The sequence below is a fragment of the Lentzea fradiae genome, from assembly GCF_900100955.1.
GTDB classification, from domain to species: domain Bacteria; phylum Actinomycetota; class Actinomycetes; order Mycobacteriales; family Pseudonocardiaceae; genus Lentzea; species Lentzea fradiae.
The window spans coordinates 1-17,361 of the sequence record NZ_FNCC01000035.1 but is presented as its reverse complement, the minus strand read 5'-3'; the positions used below and the strand labels follow the sequence as shown (position 1 = coordinate 17,361).

General features: G+C 69.0%; 20 protein-coding genes. 10 read left to right on the top strand and 10 right to left on the bottom strand.

Annotated elements, in window-relative coordinates; all coding sequences use genetic code 11:
- The 5 genes from BLT23_RS39515 to ppk2 form a co-directional block, all read left to right on the top strand.
- On the top strand, positions 1 to 2,498 hold a 2,498-nt coding region (locus BLT23_RS39515), incomplete at its 5' end, for a bifunctional acetate--CoA ligase family protein/GNAT family N-acetyltransferase (RefSeq protein ID WP_143036221.1).
- Positions 2,495 to 2,950 (top strand): universal stress protein, encoded by a 456-nt coding sequence (locus BLT23_RS39510; protein WP_090060516.1) that lies wholly within the window; start codon positions 2,495 to 2,497, stop codon positions 2,948 to 2,950. The genes BLT23_RS39515 and BLT23_RS39510, both read left to right, overlap by 4 nt.
- Positions 2,947 to 3,348 carry a CBS domain-containing protein gene (locus BLT23_RS39505; RefSeq protein ID WP_090060514.1) on the top strand — a complete coding sequence of 134 codons (402 nt, stop codon included), beginning with the start codon at positions 2,947 to 2,949 and terminating at the stop codon, positions 3,346 to 3,348. Before BLT23_RS39510 ends, BLT23_RS39505 begins: the two co-directional genes overlap by 4 nt.
- Positions 3,329 to 4,396: a cation transporting ATPase C-terminal domain-containing protein gene (locus BLT23_RS39500; RefSeq protein WP_090060512.1), complete on the top strand. Its 1,068-nt coding sequence runs from the start codon at positions 3,329 to 3,331 to the stop codon at positions 4,394 to 4,396. The genes BLT23_RS39505 and BLT23_RS39500 overlap by 20 nt, the downstream gene beginning before the upstream one ends.
- Entirely contained in the window at positions 4,384 to 5,187 is an 804-nt protein-coding gene (gene ppk2 / locus BLT23_RS39495; protein ID WP_090060520.1) for a polyphosphate kinase 2, read from the top strand. The genes BLT23_RS39500 and ppk2 overlap by 13 nt, the downstream gene beginning before the upstream one ends.
- A 15-nt stretch (positions 5,188 to 5,202) precedes the next feature.
- On the opposite strand, the gene BLT23_RS39490 is transcribed toward ppk2, so the two are convergent.
- Together BLT23_RS39490 and BLT23_RS39485 are read right to left on the bottom strand one after the other, a co-directional pair.
- Positions 5,203 to 5,658 carry a hypothetical protein gene (locus BLT23_RS39490; protein WP_090060511.1) on the bottom strand — a complete coding sequence of 152 codons (456 nt, stop codon included), beginning with the start codon at positions 5,656 to 5,658 and terminating at the stop codon, positions 5,203 to 5,205.
- 128 nt (positions 5,659 to 5,786) lie between these two features.
- A complete protein-coding gene (locus BLT23_RS39485; RefSeq protein ID WP_090060509.1) occupies positions 5,787 to 6,104 on the bottom strand; it encodes a hypothetical protein in 318 nt (105 codons plus the stop codon).
- A gap of 166 nt (positions 6,105 to 6,270) precedes the next feature.
- Between BLT23_RS39485 and BLT23_RS39480 the strand changes: the two genes are divergently transcribed.
- Positions 6,271 to 6,864 carry an Rv1733c family protein gene (locus BLT23_RS39480; protein WP_143036220.1) on the top strand — a complete coding sequence of 198 codons (594 nt, stop codon included), beginning with the start codon at positions 6,271 to 6,273 and terminating at the stop codon, positions 6,862 to 6,864.
- A 68-nt stretch (positions 6,865 to 6,932) separates the two neighbouring features.
- Here BLT23_RS39480 and BLT23_RS39475 read toward each other — a convergent pair whose 3' ends face one another.
- The 5 genes from BLT23_RS39475 to BLT23_RS39455 form a co-directional block, all read right to left on the bottom strand.
- Positions 6,933 to 7,436 (bottom strand): DoxX family membrane protein, encoded by a 504-nt coding sequence (locus tag BLT23_RS39475; RefSeq protein ID WP_245744599.1) that lies wholly within the window; start codon positions 7,434 to 7,436, stop codon positions 6,933 to 6,935.
- A gap of 87 nt (positions 7,437 to 7,523) precedes the next feature.
- On the bottom strand, positions 7,524 to 8,018 hold the full coding sequence (locus BLT23_RS39470) for a flavodoxin domain-containing protein (RefSeq protein WP_090060503.1): 495 nt from the start codon (positions 8,016 to 8,018) through the stop codon (positions 7,524 to 7,526).
- An 88-nt stretch (positions 8,019 to 8,106) separates the two neighbouring features.
- Positions 8,107 to 9,117 (bottom strand): type I glyceraldehyde-3-phosphate dehydrogenase, encoded by a 1,011-nt coding sequence (gene gap / locus BLT23_RS39465; RefSeq protein ID WP_090060501.1) that lies wholly within the window; start codon positions 9,115 to 9,117, stop codon positions 8,107 to 8,109.
- Between the two features lie 16 nt (positions 9,118 to 9,133).
- On the bottom strand, positions 9,134 to 11,380 hold the full coding sequence (gene ppsA / locus BLT23_RS39460; RefSeq protein WP_090060498.1) for a phosphoenolpyruvate synthase: 2,247 nt from the start codon (positions 11,378 to 11,380) through the stop codon (positions 9,134 to 9,136).
- The gene (locus BLT23_RS39455; protein WP_090060494.1) at positions 11,377 to 12,372 is read right to left on the bottom strand and encodes an Acg family FMN-binding oxidoreductase; all 996 of its coding nucleotides are present in this window, start codon (positions 12,370 to 12,372) and stop codon (positions 11,377 to 11,379) included. Before BLT23_RS39455 ends, ppsA begins: the two co-directional genes overlap by 4 nt.
- A gap of 189 nt (positions 12,373 to 12,561) precedes the next feature.
- On the opposite strand from BLT23_RS39455, the gene BLT23_RS39450 reads away from it, so the two are divergent.
- The 3 genes from BLT23_RS39450 to BLT23_RS39440 are packed head-to-tail and all read left to right on the top strand — an operon-like array spanning position 12,562 to position 14,089.
- On the top strand, positions 12,562 to 13,248 hold the full coding sequence (locus BLT23_RS39450; protein ID WP_090060492.1) for a CBS domain-containing protein: 687 nt from the start codon (positions 12,562 to 12,564) through the stop codon (positions 13,246 to 13,248).
- Between the two features lie 14 nt (positions 13,249 to 13,262).
- Positions 13,263 to 13,874, top strand: a complete 612-nt coding sequence (locus BLT23_RS39445; protein ID WP_245744598.1) for a CBS domain-containing protein — start codon at positions 13,263 to 13,265, stop codon at positions 13,872 to 13,874.
- A 2-nt stretch (positions 13,875 to 13,876) separates the two neighbouring features.
- Positions 13,877 to 14,089: a PLDc N-terminal domain-containing protein gene (locus tag BLT23_RS39440; RefSeq protein WP_090060487.1), complete on the top strand. Its 213-nt coding sequence runs from the start codon at positions 13,877 to 13,879 to the stop codon at positions 14,087 to 14,089.
- Between the two features lie 116 nt (positions 14,090 to 14,205).
- Here BLT23_RS39440 and BLT23_RS39435 read toward each other — a convergent pair whose 3' ends face one another.
- Positions 14,206 to 14,763: a LiaF transmembrane domain-containing protein gene (locus tag BLT23_RS39435; RefSeq protein ID WP_425434455.1), complete on the bottom strand. Its 558-nt coding sequence runs from the start codon at positions 14,761 to 14,763 to the stop codon at positions 14,206 to 14,208.
- A gap of 108 nt (positions 14,764 to 14,871) precedes the next feature.
- Here BLT23_RS39435 and BLT23_RS39430 point away from each other — a divergent pair, with 108 nt between their 5' ends.
- Positions 14,872 to 16,020: an IS3 family transposase gene (locus BLT23_RS39430; protein ID WP_090060485.1), complete on the top strand. Its 1,149-nt coding sequence runs from the start codon at positions 14,872 to 14,874 to the stop codon at positions 16,018 to 16,020.
- Positions 16,021 to 16,070: 50 nt separating this feature from the next.
- Here BLT23_RS39430 and BLT23_RS39425 read toward each other — a convergent pair whose 3' ends face one another.
- Both BLT23_RS39425 and BLT23_RS39420 read right to left on the bottom strand, forming a co-directional pair.
- Entirely contained in the window at positions 16,071 to 16,988 is a 918-nt protein-coding gene (locus tag BLT23_RS39425; protein ID WP_090060483.1) for an IS3 family transposase, read from the bottom strand.
- Positions 16,985 to 17,296 carry a transposase gene (locus tag BLT23_RS39420; RefSeq protein WP_090052852.1) on the bottom strand — a complete coding sequence of 104 codons (312 nt, stop codon included), beginning with the start codon at positions 17,294 to 17,296 and terminating at the stop codon, positions 16,985 to 16,987. The genes BLT23_RS39425 and BLT23_RS39420 overlap by 4 nt, the downstream gene beginning before the upstream one ends.
- Positions 17,297 to 17,361: the final 65 nt, after the last annotated feature.

Sequence of the window (17,361 nt, the reverse complement as noted above, 5' to 3'; positions counted from 1 at the left end):
ACAGGTCACTGCCGGTCGAGGACCGCTACCTGAGGTTCTTCAGCACCTCGCCCCGGCAGCTCGAAGACTTCGTCGAGCGGATGGTGTCGCCGGACGCGCCGCGTCACGTGGTGCTCGGCGCCCTGCGTGGTGAGCGGCTGTTGGGGGCGGCCAGCTACGTGGTGGACGACGGTGAGCCCGACGTCGCCGAGGTGGCTCTGGTCGTGTCGCACGCCGAGCAGACGCACGGGGTCGGCACGTTGCTGCTGGAGCACCTCGTCTCCTTGGCTCGTGGCAGGGGAGTGCGGCGCTTCACCGCCGAGGTGCTGCTGATGAACTTCCGGATGCTGCGGGTGTTCACGGACATGGGTCTGGTGTCGACGGTGGTGCCCGATGGCGACGTCGTGCACGTCGACCTCGGGCTGGACCCCGTCGAGAGCTACCTGGACAAGGTCGCCGACCGCGAGGCGCGGGCCGACGCGGCGAGTCTCGCCCACGTGCTGCGGCCCCGTTCGGTCGTGGTCGTCGGCGCGAGTCGTTCCGCCGGTTCGGTGGGCCACGCCGTGTTGCGCAACCTCGTGGACGGCGGCTTCACCGGAGACCTGTACGCGGTCAACCCGCACGCGAAGTCTGTGGCGGGCGTGGACTGCTACTCGTCGGTGACCGCGTTGCCCGAGGTCCCGGACCTGGCGGTGGTGTGCGTTCCGGCGAAGGCCGTGCCCGGTGTTGCGGAGGAGTGCGGACGTCGCGGAGTGCGCGCCCTGGTGGTCATCTCGTCGGGCGTCGACGCCGATGCCCTCATGAAGCTCGTCCGAGCCCACGGCATGAGGCTCGTCGGGCCCAACTGCCTCGGTGTCTCGACGAGCTCGCCCGCAGTGCGGATGGACGCGACGTTCTCCGCCCACAGCACGGGTTCGGGTGACATCGGCCTGGTGACGCAGTCCGGCGGTGTCGCGATCGCCGTGCAGGAGGAGCTGAGCAGGCTCGGCCTGGGGCTGTCGAACCTGGTCTCCACCGGGGACAAGCTCGACGTCAGCAGCAACGACCTCCTCATGTGGTGGAAGGACGATCCGGAGACGCGGATCATCGCGCTGTATTTGGAGTCGTTCGGCAACCCGCGCAAGTTCTCCCGCCTCGCTCGCGAGGTGGCCAGGACCAAGCCGGTGATCGCGATCCGGGCCGCGAGCAGCGAGGCAGGGCAACGGGCCGCGGCCTCGCACACCGCATCGACCGCCACGCCGTCGGTCATCCGGGACTCGCTGTTCCGGCAGGCGGGTGTGATCGCCGTCGACAGCGTGCCCGAACTGGTCGACACGATCACGGCGCTGAGCACGCAGCCGTTGCCGGCCGGCAGGTCGGTCGCGGTGCTGAGCAACGCCGGTGGACTCGGCGTGCTGGCCGCCGACGCCTGCGTGCAGCACGGCCTGCGGATGGCCGAGCTGTCCGCGCGGACCGCGGAGGCGTTGAGCCAGCTGCTGCCGTCAACGGCGAGCACGCACAACCCGGTCGACACCACCGCGGTCGTGGACGACGAGACGTTCGCCCGCTGCCTCGACGTCATCGGCGCCGACCCCGCCGTCGACGCGGTGATCACCGTGACCGTGCCGACCGCACTCGGCGACCCGACCGGCGGCGTCCGCGGCATCGTCGGCAAGCCGGTCCTCGCCGTGCGCACGGGCCAGACGGAACGGCTCGCGGATGAGGTGCCCTGCTTCGCGGAGCCCGCGCGTGCGGCCGCCGCACTGGCGCGGTTGGTGGAGCGTGTCGAGTGGCTGGCCCGTCCGCGGGAGTACGCGGAGCCGGCCGGCGTCGACCTCGACACCGCACGGGGCATCGTCGGCCGCAACCCCGAAGGGTGGTTGCCGCCGGACGAGGTGGTTCGCCTGCTCGCGGCGTTCGGGTTGCCGGTGCTCGGCGGAACGCTGGCGACCACGGAAGAGCACGCCGTGGCCGCCCAACGGGCCTTCGCCTGCCCGGTCGCGATGAAGGTCGTGGCGGAGGACCTCCTGCACAAGAGCAAGGGCGGGGGAGTCGTGCTCGGGCTGGACGGTGAGACGGCGGTGGCCGAAGCGTTCCGCGGGTTCCAGGACCGGTTCGGCGACCGGCTGCGCGGGGTGTTCGTGCAACCGATGGCGTCGGGCGGCCGGGAGCTCCTGGTGGGCGTCGCCACCGACCCGAAGTTCGGGCCCCTCGTCGTCACCGGACTGGGTGGGGTGGACACCGACCTGATCGACGACCGGGCGGCCGCCCTGGCTCCGCTGTCCACAGCGGACGCCGACGACCTCCTGCACGGTTTCCGCGCTTCGGGCGCCGCGCTCGCCGAGACCGACGCCGCGGCCGTCCGCGACGTCCTGCTGCGCGTGGCGGAGCTGGCGGCGGAGCTGCCGGAGATCGCCGAGCTCGACGTCAACCCGCTCGTCCTGACCAGCACGGGCTGCCTCGTGATCGACGCCAGGGTCCGCGTCGTGGCCGCCCGCCCGACGGATCCGTACCTGCGGCAACTGAGGAGTGCGCGATGAGTGCGAAGGAAGGTCCGATCGTCGTGGGCGTCGACGGCACGCGAGCGTCGAACCGCGCCGTCGCCTGGGCGATGGACGAGGCGGTCGTGCGGGGCCGCCCCCTGCACGTCGTCAACGCCTGGAACTACGAGCCCCTGGCCGACTGGCGGGAGGTCACCGCGCAACAGGCGGAGGCCGAGTCGAAGCAGCTGATCGACGAGGCGGTGCGCGTCGCGTCGAACGGCCGCGCCGAGCTGCCCGAGATCGTCGCGCGCAGCGCCAGGGGCTACGCGGCGGAGGTGCTGGAGGAGGCGTCGAAGGGCGCCGCCCTCGTGGTCGTCGCGTCGCACACCGGCCACCGCATCAGGCAGGTGGTGCTGGGCTCGACCAGCATGCACGTCGTCCGGCACGCGCACGCCCCCGTCGCCGTCATCCCGGTGACCGATGCGGAACCCGCGGAGGTGACGCGATGAAGACGGGAGCCGTGACGGCGAAGCCGCTCGTGGCGGTGGAGCCGCGAGACTTCGCCCGGCACGCCGAAGGGCTCATGGACGACTTCGGCTTCACGATGGTACCGGTGGTGGACCAGGGCGTCTTCCTCGGGATCGTGACGAAGGCGAGTTGCCTGCGCGGCAAGCCCGGTGAGCCCGCGCCGAAGGTCGAGCAGCTGATGACCCAGCCCACTCTCACCGCCGGGCCGGAGATGGACGCGGCCGACCTGTACAACGCCATGACCCTCTACGAGGTCGTCAGCGTGCCGGTGCTGCACGACGGACAGGTCGTCGGCGTGCTCACCCGCCGCGACGTCCTGGAGGCCATCAGCCACGAGGACCCGCACCTGCGAGCAGGCCGTGCCCACCGCAACAGCTGAGCGCGAGGAGGTCGCGCACCACGGGCTGCCGGTGCTGGAGGTCGTCCTGCTGGCCGAGACCGACCAGCACGACGGCCTGTCGACCGGGCAGTGGCGGCAGCGGCTCACCGACCTCGGCCCGAACGAGCTGCCGCCACGTCGCGGGCGGCACTGGTCGTTGCGTCTGCTCGGTCAGCTGCACCACCCGCTCATCTACGTCCTCATGGTGGCCGCGGCGATCACCGCCGCGCTCGGTGAGGTGGTGGACGCGTCGGTGGTGCTCGGCGTCGTCGTGATCAACGCGGTCATCGGCTTCGTCCAGGAGGCGCGGGCGGAGAAGGCGCTGGACGCCCTGGTGTCGATGGTGCGCACCGAGGTGACCGTGGTGCGCGACGGGCTCACCGCGCGCGTGCCCTCGGCGCAGCTCGTGCCCGGCGACGTGGTGCTGCTCGACGCGGGCGACCAGGTGGGTGCGGACCTGCCGACCAACATGGCCGAGGGCCTGGTGATCCTCACCGCCATCCTGCTCGCCGCCGCGCTGCCCATCCTGCCCGTGCAGATCCTGTGGATCAACATGACCACAGCCGTCGCATTGGGACTGACGCTCGCGTTCGAACCGCGTGAACCCGGTGTGATGCAACGACCTCCGCTACCACCGTCACTGCCGTTGCTGACACGAAGCCTCGTCGGCCGAATCCTGTTCGTGTCGGCGATCCTGCTCGCCTGTTCGCTCGGCGCGTTCCGCTGGCAGCTCTTGGCGGGCGCGTCGCTCGAAGTCGCCCGCACGGTCGCGGTCAACGTGTTCGTCGGCGCCGAGATCGCCTACCTGGTCAACTGTCGGTCGCTGGAACGGGTGCGTCCACGAACCGGACCGAACCGCTGGTTGCTGGTCGGAATCGGGCTCACGATCGCACTGCAACTGGCGCTGACCTACGTGCCGTTCATGAACGACCTGTTCCACACGGCTCCGCTCGGCTGGCAGCCGTGGCTCGTGGTGCTCGTGCTCAGCGCGCTGTCGTACGTGCTGGTGGAGCTGGACAAGTGGCGGAGGCGGCGATGGCGGGCTTGAAGCGGGAGGAGTACGAGCGCGAGCTGTACCGGCTGCAAACCGAGCTGGTGAAGATGCAGGAGTGGGTGCGGGAGACCGGCGCCCGGCTCGTGGTGGTCTTCGAGGGCAGGGACGCGGCCGGCAAGGGCTCGGCGATCAAGCGCATCACCGAGCACCTCAACCCGCGGGTGGCGAGGATCGTGGCGCTGCCCGCACCCAGCGAGCGGGAGCGCACCCAGTGGTACTTCCAGCGCTACGTCCCGCACCTGCCCGCAGCGGGCGAGATCGTGCTGCTGGACCGCAGCTGGTACAACCGCGGGGGCGTCGAGCGGGTCATGGGGTACTGCACGCCGGAGGAGCACAGGCTGTTCCTGCGGCAGTGCCCGCTGTTCGAACGGATGCTCGTCGAGGACGGGATCCTGCTGCGCAAGTACTGGTTCTCGGTGAGCGATGCCGAGCAGGAACGGCGTTTCCGCAAGCGACTGAAGGACCCGCTCAAGCGGTGGAAGCTCTCCCCGATGGATCTGGAGTCACTGACGCGGTGGGAGGACTACTCCCGCGCCAAGGACGAGATGATGGTGCACACCGACATCGCCGAGTCCCCTTGGTACGTGGTGGAGGGCGACGACAAGCGACGGGCGAGGATCAACATGATCACCCACCTGTTGAGCACGGTGGACTACCACGAGGTGACGCCGCCGGAGATCACGCTGCCGCGCCGTCCGGCGTCGAAGGGGTACCAGCGCACCTCTCGTGCGTTGCAGCGGGTGGTCCCCGATCGTGCGGGCGAGCTCGACTCGTCGGGTGGCTGACCTGGACCCAGCCGGTTACACGTACAGCTTGGTCGAGCGAGGTGAGTCCGAGCGATCCGGTTCGTGATGCCAGGTCACGATGATGTGATCCCCGCTGTCCATAGTTCTGCCGAGCACATACTTGTGCGAATCGCCGGATGGGAACTCGCTGATGTCGGAGTCCCCACGGATGAGGATGTTCTGCGCGTCGACATGTACACCGTAGACGGTATCAGTGCCGTCGTTGCGCAGCAGGTAAGCGCTCTTGTTGTGGTGAACGAGGTTGAACCGCACCCTCAACCGCTTCGCCTCGTCCACCTCGTCACGTCGCCGATCCCGCTCGATCTTCGCGAGGTCGGCTGCGGCATCGGCGGACCGCTTCGCTTCCTGCGCTGATCTCTCGGCGGCAAGCTTCTGGCCGCGGGCATACCACAACGCCCCCATGGCAACCAGCACGGCGACGACCGAAATGATGAAGGACGCGACCGTCATGCCGCGATTCAAGCAGCTTGACGCTGCTCCGCACCGGAACGACACGCAAGGCGGACCGCGAACTCGATCGTCTGGTGCAGGAGAACACCTCGAGCGGCGGCGAGGCTGGCGCGGCACGTGCGGATGATTTAGCGAGTCGCCGCGTTGTCCGGGACGCCGCCGCAGGACTCACACCGGACCGACACGTCTCCGGTCAGTTCGTCGACGCCGACCGAAGCGGTCGAGGAGCAGTCACGGCACCACCGGTGCCCGGTGATCTTGATGACGTGGTCGGAGGAGTGCACGCAGTGGTGCAGCCATCGGCGGTGCAGCCGGCACGAGACCCGTTCCAGCGGGTTCAAGCCGAGTCGCTCCGCGGCGTCCTCCTCTGCGAGCACGGCGGCGAGCGCGCGGTCGCGGACGGCGGCGTAACGCTGCTGGTCGGTGTCGAGAATCGGCGTGGTCATGATGTTCTCCTGGATTCGACGTTTGGCTCCAGGCTTCTCCCGAGCACAGCACACGACCACCGCACGGGGGCTCCACGCGGTCGAGACCACGGGCTCATCGGGGTGGGGACGTTGGTCCCTGGGGACTCGAACCTGCACGCGGAAGCGTGGTCGCAGGAGGTGGACCATGACCGCGAAACCGATGTCCAGACTCGTCCATCGCGCCTTTCCTCACCGGAACCCACTCGCGTCGACTGGTGACCGCGTCGAAAGCGCGGTGCTCGTGCTGGGCATCGCGGTGTCGATGCTGGCCGTGCCGGTCGCCTGCGCGGTGGGCTCCGAGATCTACGCGTCGCAGAAGAACCGCGTTGTCGTCGAGCAAGCGAGCAAGAAGCGCGTGGACGCGATCCTGACCGAGGACGCACCCCCGGCCGTGGGAATGTCAGAGCGGAGCGGCGCCGTCGAGTCGGCGTTCGTGCGGGCGACGTGGCGATTAGATGGCGGGACCACGCGCAGGGGTGAAGTTCAGGCACGTCGTGACGCCAAGGCCGGCGCCATCGTGCCGGTCTGGGTCGGCGAGGACGGGATGGTGACCGAGCCCCCGCTCACCTCCGAAGGCGCAGCGATCGACGCGGTCTTCCTCGCGTTACTGCTGTGGAGCGCCGCGGCGGGCTCTGCGGTCCTGCTCCATCTCATCACCAGGTTTGCGCACAAGCGTGTCCGCATGGGGCGGTGGGCGAAGGAATGGAAGCGGATCGCACCTGAGTGGACCGGTCGCTGATCCGCGCTCTCAAACGCGGAAACGAGTGTGGGGCGCCGCGATCGCGGCGCCCCACACTGCTGCGGTCGTCACTTCAACCAGGGGTTCGAGCGGACGAAGGGCAGACCGGCCCACCAGTGGGCCAGGCTCCAGACGGCGCCGCCTGCGGCGGTCGCGACGACGATCAGCACCAGCGCGTAGATGATGTGGTAGTCGATGAGGGGGTTCGTCGACCTCGTCGCCTCGCCGAGCGAGTTGTGCTGGGCAGGAGGCCACTCCGCCGCCCACATGAGCAGCATCATGAGCGTTCCGGCGCCCGCGGCGACGCGCAGGCCGATGCCGAGCACCAGCGCGACGCCGACGGCAAGCAGGCCGAGCATGAATAACGTGTCGGCCCACCAGGCGCCGGCCCAGGCGTGGAACGTCGACTCGAACGGTCCGACGTGGACGTTGCCGAGGAAGCCCTTGGTGGGCGATCCTCCCGCGAACCACGCGTTCTTCTCCGGCGTCGCGTAGCCGAGGCCGAAGGCCTTGTCGAAGAACGCCCAGACGAACAGCAGGCCGGTCGCGATGCGCAGCACCGCGAGCGTCATGGCACCCACGTCAGCGCGGGTCCTTCGGGGAGCCTGAACAGTGGACATCATTACCTCCGAGTGGATTTCGTGTCCGTGGATAAGGGGTCACCGGGCGGCGACGAGCTGCTCGGCGACGTGGTTCGCCCAGAGCTCGATCGCGTTCCAGTCGCGGAAGTCGCCGGACATCGGTCCCTGCGCCATCTTCTTGGCGAAGAAGCCGACCGCGGTGTCCGGAGTGAGCCGCCCGCCGAAGGTGGCCGGCTGCTCCGCACCGATGCGGGTGGCCAGTTCGCGCACCTTGCGCGGCGCCTTCTGCGAGGACAGGTCATCGCCGAGCGGGCCGCTGTGGAACAGCCAGACCGGCTTGCGGGCGAGCGCCGCGGCGTTGCGCTTGAGGAAGCGCACCGCCTCCGGCCGCCAGCGAGCGGCATAGAGGGCGCTGCCCAGCACGACGGCCTTGTACTGCTCGACCGACTCCACGTCGGCGACGTCCAGCACGGTCACCTGGTGCGCGGCCGAGCGGATCCGTTCCGCGACCGCCTCGGCGATCTCCTTGGTGGCACCCATCTTGGTCGCGTACGCGACGAGAATCTCTGCCATACCAATACTTTCCCGCTGTGGATCGAGCCAGGACAGGGACCTTGGGCTCGCTCGGGCCGGGACACCTCGGGCGTCCCGGCCCGGTCGGTCAGGGCAGCGTGCGGGCGATGCGGTCCGCGAGATCGACCGTGCGGTTGGCGTAGCCCCATTCGTTGTCGTACCAGCCCATCACCTTGACGACGTGGCCCTGCGCCTTGGTGAGCGAGGCGTCGAACACGCACGACGCCGGGTCGCCGATGATGTCCCGCGACACGACGGGAGCGGTGGTGTAGCGGAGGATTCCCTTGAGGTGGCGTGCTGCCGCCTCCGCGAACGCCCGGTTCACCTGCTCCGCCGTGGCCGGGGTGGCCAGCCGGACGGTGAGGTCGGTGAGCGACCCGTCCTCGACGGGCACCCGGACGGCCAGCCCGTCGAGCTTGCCGTCCAGCGACGGGATGACCAGGCCGATGGCCTTGGCGGCTCCGGTCGAAGTCGGGATGATGTTGACTGCGGCGGAGCGGGCGCGGCGCAGGTCCTTGTGGGGCCGGTCGAGCAGCGCCTGGTCACCGGTGTAGCTGTGGATCGTCGTCATGACGCCCTCGACGATCCCGAACGCCTCGTCCAGCACGGACGCCATCGGCGCGGCGCAGTTGGTCGTGCAGGAGGCGTTCGAGACGATGTGGTGCGAATCCGCGTCGTAGCTGTCGTCGTTGACGCCGAGCACGATGGTGGCGTCGACGTCCTTGCCGGGAGCCGTGATCAGCACCTTGCGGGCACCGCGCTCGAGGTGCACCGCCGCCGTCTCCCTCGTGCGGAACCGGCCGGTGGCCTCGATGACGATGTCGACGCCGAGGTGCCCCCAGTCGAGGTTCTTCGGATCGGCCTCGCTGGTGACCAGGATGCTGTGGTCATCGACGGCGATGGTGTTGCCCTCGGAGGTGATGTTCCTGCGCCACGGGCCGTAGGTCGAGTCGAACGCGAGCAGGTGGGCCAGTGTCTCCGGAGTGGTGATGTCGTTGACGGCGACGATCTCGATCGCCGTGTCGTTGCGGTCGATCGCGGTACGCAGAACGTCCCGTCCGATGCGACCGAATCCGTTGATGGCAACGCGGACTGGCATGGCGGTCTCCTGGTCTTCAGCGGAGGGAGCGCAGCAGCAGCCGGCGTTCGGCGGAACCGATCGCCGCCCGCGCCGCGGGAACGGCGTCCGGGTTCACCGAGATCGACGTGATGCCGAGTTCCACAAGCTTCTCGGCGAACTCGGGCTTGTTGGACGGTGCCTGGCCGCACAGCGACGAGGTGATGCCCGCGTCGCGGGCGGCGCCGACGATGCGGCCGATCATGTCGAGCACGGCGGGGTCGGACTCGTCGAAGAGGTCCGCGCACAGCTCCGAGTCCCGGTCGACGCCGAGCATCAGCTGGGTGAGGTCGTTGCTGCCGATGGAGACCCCGTCGATGCCGGAGCGCGCGTACTCGGGGATCCAGTACGCCACCGAGGGAACCTCGGCCATCACCCAGCGGTGCAGGCCGCGCTGGCGGCCGAGCGGGCTGCGGTCGATCTGCTCCAGGCAGGCGTCGAGCTCCCACTTGGTGCGCACGAACGGGATCATCAGGTGCAGGTTCGGCGTCTGCTCCCGCACACGGGCGAGCGCCAGCAGCTCCAGCGAGAAGAGCAGCGGATCGTCGACGTACCGGTAGCACCCGCGATAGCCGATCATCGGGTTGTGCTCGTGCTTCTCGAACTCGTCGCCGCCCTTGAGCTCGCGGAACTCGTTGGTGCGGAAGTCCATCGTCCTGTAGACGACCGGACGCGGTGCGAACGCGTGCGTGATCCTCAACAGGGCTGAGGTCATCGCGTCGAGGAAGTCTTCGGTGCCGTGCTGGGCGAGGAACCGCCGCGGGTGCTCGGCGCCGAGCGCTTCGGTCAGCATGAACTCCGCTCGGAGCAGGCCGACGCCGTCCACGGGCATCGCGGCCACCTCGGAGGCGTGCTCGGGCAGTGCGAGGTTCACGTACACACGCGTGCCGAGTGCCTCGGTGGACGGCATCACGGGTGCGACGATCCGGGGCGCGGTCGTGATCGGCGCGGCCCCGGCGCGGACCTCGCCCGCATTGCCATCGACCGTGATCAGCTGCCCTTCCTTCAGCACCGACGTGGCCGCACCAGTCCCCACGACGCACGGCACCCGCAGTTCGCGGGCCACGATCGCGGCGTGACAGGTGATCCCGCCTCCGTCGGTGACCACTGCGGACGCGCGGCGCATGGTGGGCACCCAGTCGGGGTTGGTCATCTCGGCAACGAGCACCTCGCCGTCGCGCAGGCGAGAGCCCTCGTCGGGAGAGCGCAGCACCCGCACGCGCCCGGACGCGATACCGGGTGAGGCGGCGAGCCCGGCCACCAGCGGACCGTCGGAGGTCACCTCCGGTTCGGGCAGCGTGGTGATGGGACGGGACTGGACCAGCCAGGTCTTGCCGTCCGCGATGGCCCACTCGGTGTCCTGCGGTTCGCCGTAGTGCCTCTGCACGCGGATGCCGAGCTGGCCGATCTCGATCGCCTCGTCCTCGGTGAGGACCTGCGCGTGCGACTCGGCCGGTGTGAGGTCGACGCGCTGGTCGGCACCGTCGGGCCCACGTACGATCTTGTGGGTCTTGCGGCCGATCCGGGTGTCGGCGACCGACACCGTGTCGCCGTCGCGGCGCAGCACGTAGGTGTCCGGCTCGACGGAGCCGCTGACGACCACCTCGCCCAGGCCGAAGGACCCTTCGACGAGCATCTTGTCGCGGTCGCCGCTGGACGGGTCCGCGGTGAACATGACGCCGGAGCGTTCGGAGTTCACCATCTTCTGCACGACCACGGCGATCGCCGGCTCACCGGCGATGCCCTGCTCCGCCCGGTAGGCCATCGAGCGAGTGCCGAACAACGACACCCAGCAGTCCAGCAGCCGGTCCAGGAGGGCGTGCGCTCCCCGGACGTTGGTGTACGTGCTGTTCATGCCCGCGAACGACGCCCCGGCGGTGTCCTCGGACGTGGCGGACGACCGAACGGCCACCGACTCGTCGTCGCCAAGCTCCCGGTAGGCCCTGAGGACCTCGTGACGGACGTCGTCGCACACACCGGCCTTGCGGACCAGCTCCCGCATGTGCTCGGCCGACTCGGCGAGCCGCTCGGGTGAGGTCTCGCGGTCCAAGGCGATCTTCAGCTCCGCGGCGAGGTCTTCACGGACCTGCCCCATGGACGTCAGGAACGCCTCGGCGGTCACCACGAAACCGGGCGGGACGGGAAGCCCCGCGCGGGTCAGCTCACCGAGGTTGGCTCCCTTCCCGCCGGCGACCTCGGTATCGTCCTTGCCCAGCGTGGTGAAGTCCCGGATGTAGTTGCTCATAACCGCTCCTGCGGGGTGAGGACGTCGATGACCGGGCGACGTGGGGTGGGAGGCAACGGGTCCGCGTTGAAGCCGGCCCAGCCGACGCGGACAACCAGCTGCGGACAGGTGGAGCCGCCGAGAACCTGGTCGCGGATCAGGTCTCTGGTCTCCACCACCTCGAGAGGCTGGCTGAGCGGGCACGACGCAAGTCCGGCGGACGTGGCCTCGAGCAGGACCGCACTGGTCGCCTCGCCCGCGCGCAGGCGGGACAGCTGGTCGTCGGACGAGGTGCTGAGGACGAGCAGTGATCCGGCGTCCTCGCTCGGTTCGAGCCGGTCGGTCTGCGTCAGCTCGCCCGGCGCGAACTTCCGCATCTGGAGATTGCCGTACTGCGTTGGTCCCATCGGGATGCTCGCGGCCGGCACTCCGGCCGAAGCTCCGGGGTAGACACCGGTCCACTCGCGGATCTCCGCCCGGTACTCCGGGTCGGCCTCCTGCACGGCGGCGGCCTTGGCGATCGCGATGAGCAGCTCGTCCCGCGCACGGCCCGTCACCTCCTGGGCCTCGACGCCCTCGGCCAGAGCACGGGAGACGAGCTGTCCGATGATGCCCTCGGGCACCGCCCAGGACGAGAACGCACGACGATCCGTCCGCCTGCGCGGAATCGCCGCTGCGAGAGCGATGTGCGACGCCGCGGGGTCCGCGGGGGCGAACTCGATCGCCGCCAGGTGGTCGGGCTCGTCGGGGTTGGGCAGCCGGTGCACGACCGCACGCCACCCGAGCGCCGCCAGACCCACTCGCAGGTGGTGCAGCGCGGCTCCACAACTGATCACGAGGTCAGCTCCCAGCGGGTCCACCGCCGGCAGGCCGCGCCCGCGGTCCGCGTACAGGTGCAGGCTGTGCCGCCCGACCTCCCAGCGCCACGGCTGGGAATTGTGCACCGACGGTGCCCGGCAGGCGATCGCCACCGCCGCCTGAAGTGTCTTCTCGTCCGGCTGACCGCGGTCCATCCGGCTCACCTCCAGTTCGAAGTTCCACGGTCAAACGTCGCAGCGTGGCGTGGCGCGGGTGAGGGGCGTAGGTCCTCAGCGGGACGGGACCGCGGTCCTCCACCGCGGTGCCTTTGGCACGTGTCTCTCCGGAGCGGGCGAGACCACGCTGGAGGCAGGAGAACGAAACCGATCACCGGAGGGTGTGTCATGCGTGAACCGACCGTTTCCTCGCTGATGACGCGTGAGGTGATCAGCGTGGACATCGAGACGCCGTTCAAGGACGTCGCGCGGTTGTTGGAGGAGAACGGGATCAGCGCGGTTCCGGTGCTCGACGGCGGCTACCCGGTCGGTGTCGTGTCCGAAGCTGACCTGCTGCCCAAGGAGGAGTTCCGCGGTGGTACCGGGGAAGCGCCGGGCTTGTTCTCCGGCCGCGCGGCCCGGCACCGCTGGGACCAGGCCACGGGTGTGACGGCGAAGGACGTCATGACCAGCCCGGTGAAGACGGTCTCCCCGGACACCACGGCCAGCGCCGCGGCCAGGCAGTTGGCCGAAACCGGCGTCCGCAGGCTTTTGGTCCAAGACGGCGACGGCGCCCTCGTCGGCGTGCTGTCCCGGCGCGACCTGCTCAAGCTCTACCTGCGCGAGGACGAGGAGCTGCGGACCACCGTTCGTGAGGAGATCCTCGGCCGCGTTCTCTGGATCGACCCGGACACCGTGGACGTCGAGGTGGCCGACGGCGTGGTGAGCCTGCAGGGACGGCTGGAACGCCAGAGCGAGATCGACATCGCCGACCACCTGGTGCGCTCGCTGCCCGGTGTCGTCGATCTGAACAACCGGCTGCGTCCGGCGTGGAACGACACCGAGCACCCCCGCCAGACCGAGATCTTCGGCTGAAAGGACGGAATCCGATGAGGACCCGAGACGTGATGACGACCGAGGTCGTCGTGGTCAGCCCGGACACGGGTGCGCGCGACGCCGCGCGGCTGCTGGCCGAACGCGGCTTCACCGCCCTGCCCGTGGTCGACGCCGCCGGCGCGTTCGTCGGTGTGGTGACCGAGACCCAGCTGCTGCGCGACCGCTTGCCGCAGGACCCGCGCTTCCTGGTGCACGGCGAACCGCCCGTGCCGCGGAAAACGCCGGGAGACGTGGTGGCGGAGGTGATGACGGTGCCGCCGGTGACGGTCACCCCGAACACGGACCTGGCGGAGGTCGCCGACCTGATGATCGACCACGGGATGCGCAGCGTCCCGGTCGTCCACGAGGGAAGGCTCGTCGGCATCATCACCCGCAGGGACATGCTCCGTTCCATCAGCCGTGCCGACTGGATCATCGAGGCGGAGATCCGCCACCGGCTGTGCGTGGTCGGAGCATCCCACCGGTGGCAGGTCGAGGTGAAGGACGGCAAGGTGTCCATCGTGGACAGCCGCGACGACGAGACCGACCGGCACGTGGCCGAGGTCCTGGCGCGCGCCGTCGCCGGGGTCACCGACGTCCACGTCACGAGTTCGGTGCGGGCGTGACCATGGCCAAGAGGTGGAGCGACCTGCCCGTGGCACGACGCAGGTCCTTCGTCGTCATGGGCGCCGTGCAGATCGTGCTCGCCGGCGCGGCATGGACCGACCTCGCATTGCGGCCGCGCGAGTTCGTGCGCGGCCGCAAGCTGTGGTGGGCCCTCGCGATCCTCGTGAACTTCGCCGGTCCGTTCGCCTACTTTCGCTGGGGGAGGAAGTCCTAGACGACCGCCAAGGCGCCGTCATCCCGCTCGAACAACTTGAACCGAAACGAGAAGCACCAGTGAGGACGACGGTCCGGCGACGTCGTCCTCACTGTCTTGTGCAGATGCGGTTGGCCTCACGGCTTCGGTTGGTTCGCCACCGTCACGGTGCCGAACAACGCGGTGCCATTCACAGTCAGAACGGGCGCGTCGTCGGGCAGGACTCGGCCTTCGTTGTCGGTCTTGTCGTCGATGCCTCCCATGAACGGCATGCCTCCGACCGACACGCGCCATCCTTCGGGAACAAGCACATCGACTCCGCCGAACAGCGCGAACGCGTCCACGTCGGCTGAAGAGTCGATGTGCGCCTCTCGCAAGTCCAGCGTCACGCCACCGAAGACAGCGGAGACATCAGCGTGACTCAAGTGCTTCGACCGCTCTTTCGAACTGGCGCCGCCGAACAACGCGATCGGTGTGCGGGTGCCGTGATGCCTGCGCAGGCCCAGAAGCACGGCGATGCCCACACCGGCGAGCACGGTGGGTACCAGCAGGTCACCACTGGTCCAATCGAGCGTGCCCGCGAGCAGCACCAGACCCACCACGGCGATCACGACAGGTCCGGTCGACACGCGGCGCTGTGCGACCATCGCGACGACGCCGAGGACCACGACGGCCGCCGGCCACCAGGCCGCGATGGCCGGACCTGTCCCGTTCCGGGTTTGATGGAGACCTTGATGTGCCCTCGATTTTGCGGAGTCGGGTTACTGGACTTCATGCTGATCACCCCCCAGTGAGAGGTCAGCATGCCCAGGAGTTACCCGCCGGAGTTCCGTAGCAAGGTCCTCGACCTGCTCAAGGCCGGCCGCACCGTCGCGCAGGTCGCGCACGACCTGCAGATCAGCGACCAGACGATCTACACCTGGCGCAGGCAGTCGCTCGTCGACGCCGGTCAGGAGCCGGGGCTGACCTCGATGGAGAAGGCCGAACTGGCCGCGGCACGGCGCCGGATCGCAGAGCTGGAGACCGAGCTGGCGATCCATCGGCGTGCCACGGAGCTGCTCAAGGAGGTGGTGCCCCCAAAAGCCCGGTTCGCCGCGATCGCGGTGATGGTCGAGGAGGGACTGCCGATCCAGACAGCGTGCCGGATCCTGGAGGTGTCTGAGTCGGGGTTTCACGCCTGGCGTGGCAGGGCGCCGTCGGCCCGCTCGGTGCGGCACGCCTGGCTGACCGACCTCATCAAGCAGGTCCACGCCGCTTCCCACGGGGTCTACGGCGCCCGGCGGGTGCGCGCCGAGCTGGTGTTGGGTCGTGGGATCACGGTAAGCCACGGCGCGGTCGAGATGCTGATGAGACGTGCTGGTATCACAGGGCTTCCGGGCCGCAAGCGTCGACGGATCCGGCCAGACACACCCACCGCGGCCGACCTGGTCGACCGCGACTTCGTCCGCACCGCGCCGAATCAGCTCTGGATTACCGACATCACCGAACACCGGACCCGCGAGGGCAAGGTTTATTGCGCCGTGGTGCTGGATGCCTTCTCCCGCAAGGTGGTCGGGTGGTCGATCGACAGCCGCCAGGACGCCGCATTGGTGACCAATGCGCTCGGCATGGCCTTGCACAACCGCGAGGCGGCAGCGGACACGGTGATCCATTCCGATCACGGCGTCCAGTACACCTCGTGGGCGTTTACCTTGCGCGCCAAGGAATCCGGGTTGCTACCGTCGATGGGTTCTATCGGAGACTGCTATGACAACGCGATGATGGAGTCGTTCTGGGGCCGGATGCAGACCGAACTGCTCGACCGCCGACGATGGCGCACACGCCTCGAGCTGGCCAACGCGATCTTCGAATACCTGGAGATCTTCCACAATCGGCAGCGTCGCCACAGCTCCCTGGGCATGCTCACCCCGACCGAGTATGAAAGGCTCCACGCAGCCCAGCCCGTGGCATGAAGTCCAACGAGCCGACTCCTTGAGGTTCCCCCGATAACTCGGAGGGTTGGTTACCTGGCTCCGGTTGGGGATGCCGGGATGATAGATGGCTCGAGTTGATCGGCGTGCTGGGCGGTCTCGTACTCGTCGGGGCTGAGCCAGCCGAGCTCTTTCTGGATGCGCTGGGTGTTGTACCAGCCGTCGATGTAGCTGAAGATCGCGTTCTCGGCCTCGTCGCGGGTGCGCCACGAGTTCCGGTACACGAGTTCGATCTTCAGCGTGGAAAAGAAGTTCTCCATCAGCGCGTTGTCGTAGGAGTCGCCGACCGAGCCCATCGAGGGCAGGATTCCGTTGTCCGCCAGGCTTTGCGCGAAGCGGATCGAGGTGTAGGTCGAGCCTCGGTCGCTGTGATGGATCAGCTGTCCGTCGCGGACTTCGCGGGACCAGATCGCGTACTCCAGGGCGCCGAGCACGAGGCTGGTGTCGCAGCGGTCGCTGGTCTTCCAGCCCACGATCCGGTTGGAGAACGCGTCGCGGACCGCGGCCAGCCAGAACACGCCCTCGCCGGTGGGGATGCGGGTGGCGTCGGCCACCCACAGCCGGTCCGGGGCCGGGGCGGTGAAGTCCCGGTTGACCAGATCCGGTGCCGGCGTCGCTCGTGGATCGCGCCTGGTCGAGGGTGTTCGCCACTTCTTGCGCAGGAACGCACCCTGCAGCCCGTGGTCTCGCATCAGCCGCTCGACCCGCTTGCGCGACACCCGGATCCCGCGGCGGCGCAGGGTGGCGTGCACCCGCGGGCTGCCGTAGGTACCGCCCGAGATGGTGTGGATGTCCACGATCCCGGCGACCAGTTCCACGTCCTGGCGCCGCCGCGGTGACGGGTCCGCCTGGCGCTGGACCCAGCCGTAGTAGGTGGAGGAGGCGATACCGAGGACCCGGAGGATGGGCTCGACCCCGAAGCGGCCGCGAAGCTGCGCGATGAGCTTCACGACCGTCGCCGGGTCGGGTCGAGTTCCGAGGCGAAAAAAGCACTCGCCGCCTTGAGGATCTCGTTGGCCCGCTTCAGTTCCGCGTTCTCCCGCCGCAGCCTGCGCAGTTCCTCCGACTCGCCGGAGCTCGGCCTGTCATCCCGCTCCCCGCGGTCGGCCTCGTCCTGCCGGATCCAGTTGCGTAGTGCCTCGTGATGGACCCCGAGCTGCTCGGCCAGCCGCCGGATCACCGGCTTCGGATCCGACTCCCTATACAGCCGGACCGCACGAGCCCTCAGCTCGTCGGGGTACTTCTTCGGTGCTGCCACGGACGACTCCCTTCAGGCCCTATCGGACCATGCTTGAAAGTCTCCGAGCTATCGGGGGAACCTCA

What these genes read in the sequence shown, in the direction of transcription:
- gap (WP_090060501.1), bottom strand. Translation starts at nt 9,117, where the DNA reads ATGCCAGTCCGCGTTGCCATCAACGGATTCGGTCGCATCGGACGGGAC.
- BLT23_RS39430 (WP_090060485.1), top strand. Translation starts at nt 14,872, where the DNA reads ATGCCCAGGAGTTACCCGCCGGAGTTCCGTAGCAAGGTCCTCGACCTG.
- BLT23_RS39475 (WP_245744599.1), bottom strand. Translation starts at nt 7,436, where the DNA reads ATGACGCTCGCGGTGCTGCGCATCGCGACCGGCCTGCTGTTCGTCTGG.
- BLT23_RS39450 (WP_090060492.1), top strand. Translation starts at nt 12,562, where the DNA reads ATGCGTGAACCGACCGTTTCCTCGCTGATGACGCGTGAGGTGATCAGC.
- BLT23_RS39480 (WP_143036220.1), top strand. Translation starts at nt 6,271, where the DNA reads ATGACCGCGAAACCGATGTCCAGACTCGTCCATCGCGCCTTTCCTCAC.
- BLT23_RS39510 (WP_090060516.1), top strand. Translation starts at nt 2,495, where the DNA reads ATGAGTGCGAAGGAAGGTCCGATCGTCGTGGGCGTCGACGGCACGCGA.
- BLT23_RS39505 (WP_090060514.1), top strand. Translation starts at nt 2,947, where the DNA reads ATGAAGACGGGAGCCGTGACGGCGAAGCCGCTCGTGGCGGTGGAGCCG.
- BLT23_RS39470 (WP_090060503.1), bottom strand. Translation starts at nt 8,018, where the DNA reads ATGGCAGAGATTCTCGTCGCGTACGCGACCAAGATGGGTGCCACCAAG.
- BLT23_RS39455 (WP_090060494.1), bottom strand. Translation starts at nt 12,372, where the DNA reads ATGGACCGCGGTCAGCCGGACGAGAAGACACTTCAGGCGGCGGTGGCG.
- BLT23_RS39490 (WP_090060511.1), bottom strand. Translation starts at nt 5,658, where the DNA reads ATGACGGTCGCGTCCTTCATCATTTCGGTCGTCGCCGTGCTGGTTGCC.
- BLT23_RS39485 (WP_090060509.1), bottom strand. Translation starts at nt 6,104, where the DNA reads ATGACCACGCCGATTCTCGACACCGACCAGCAGCGTTACGCCGCCGTC.
- ppsA (WP_090060498.1), bottom strand. Translation starts at nt 11,380, where the DNA reads ATGAGCAACTACATCCGGGACTTCACCACGCTGGGCAAGGACGATACC.
- BLT23_RS39445 (WP_245744598.1), top strand. Translation starts at nt 13,263, where the DNA reads ATGAGGACCCGAGACGTGATGACGACCGAGGTCGTCGTGGTCAGCCCG.
- ppk2 (WP_090060520.1), top strand. Translation starts at nt 4,384, where the DNA reads ATGGCGGGCTTGAAGCGGGAGGAGTACGAGCGCGAGCTGTACCGGCTG.
- BLT23_RS39440 (WP_090060487.1), top strand. Translation starts at nt 13,877, where the DNA reads ATGGCCAAGAGGTGGAGCGACCTGCCCGTGGCACGACGCAGGTCCTTC.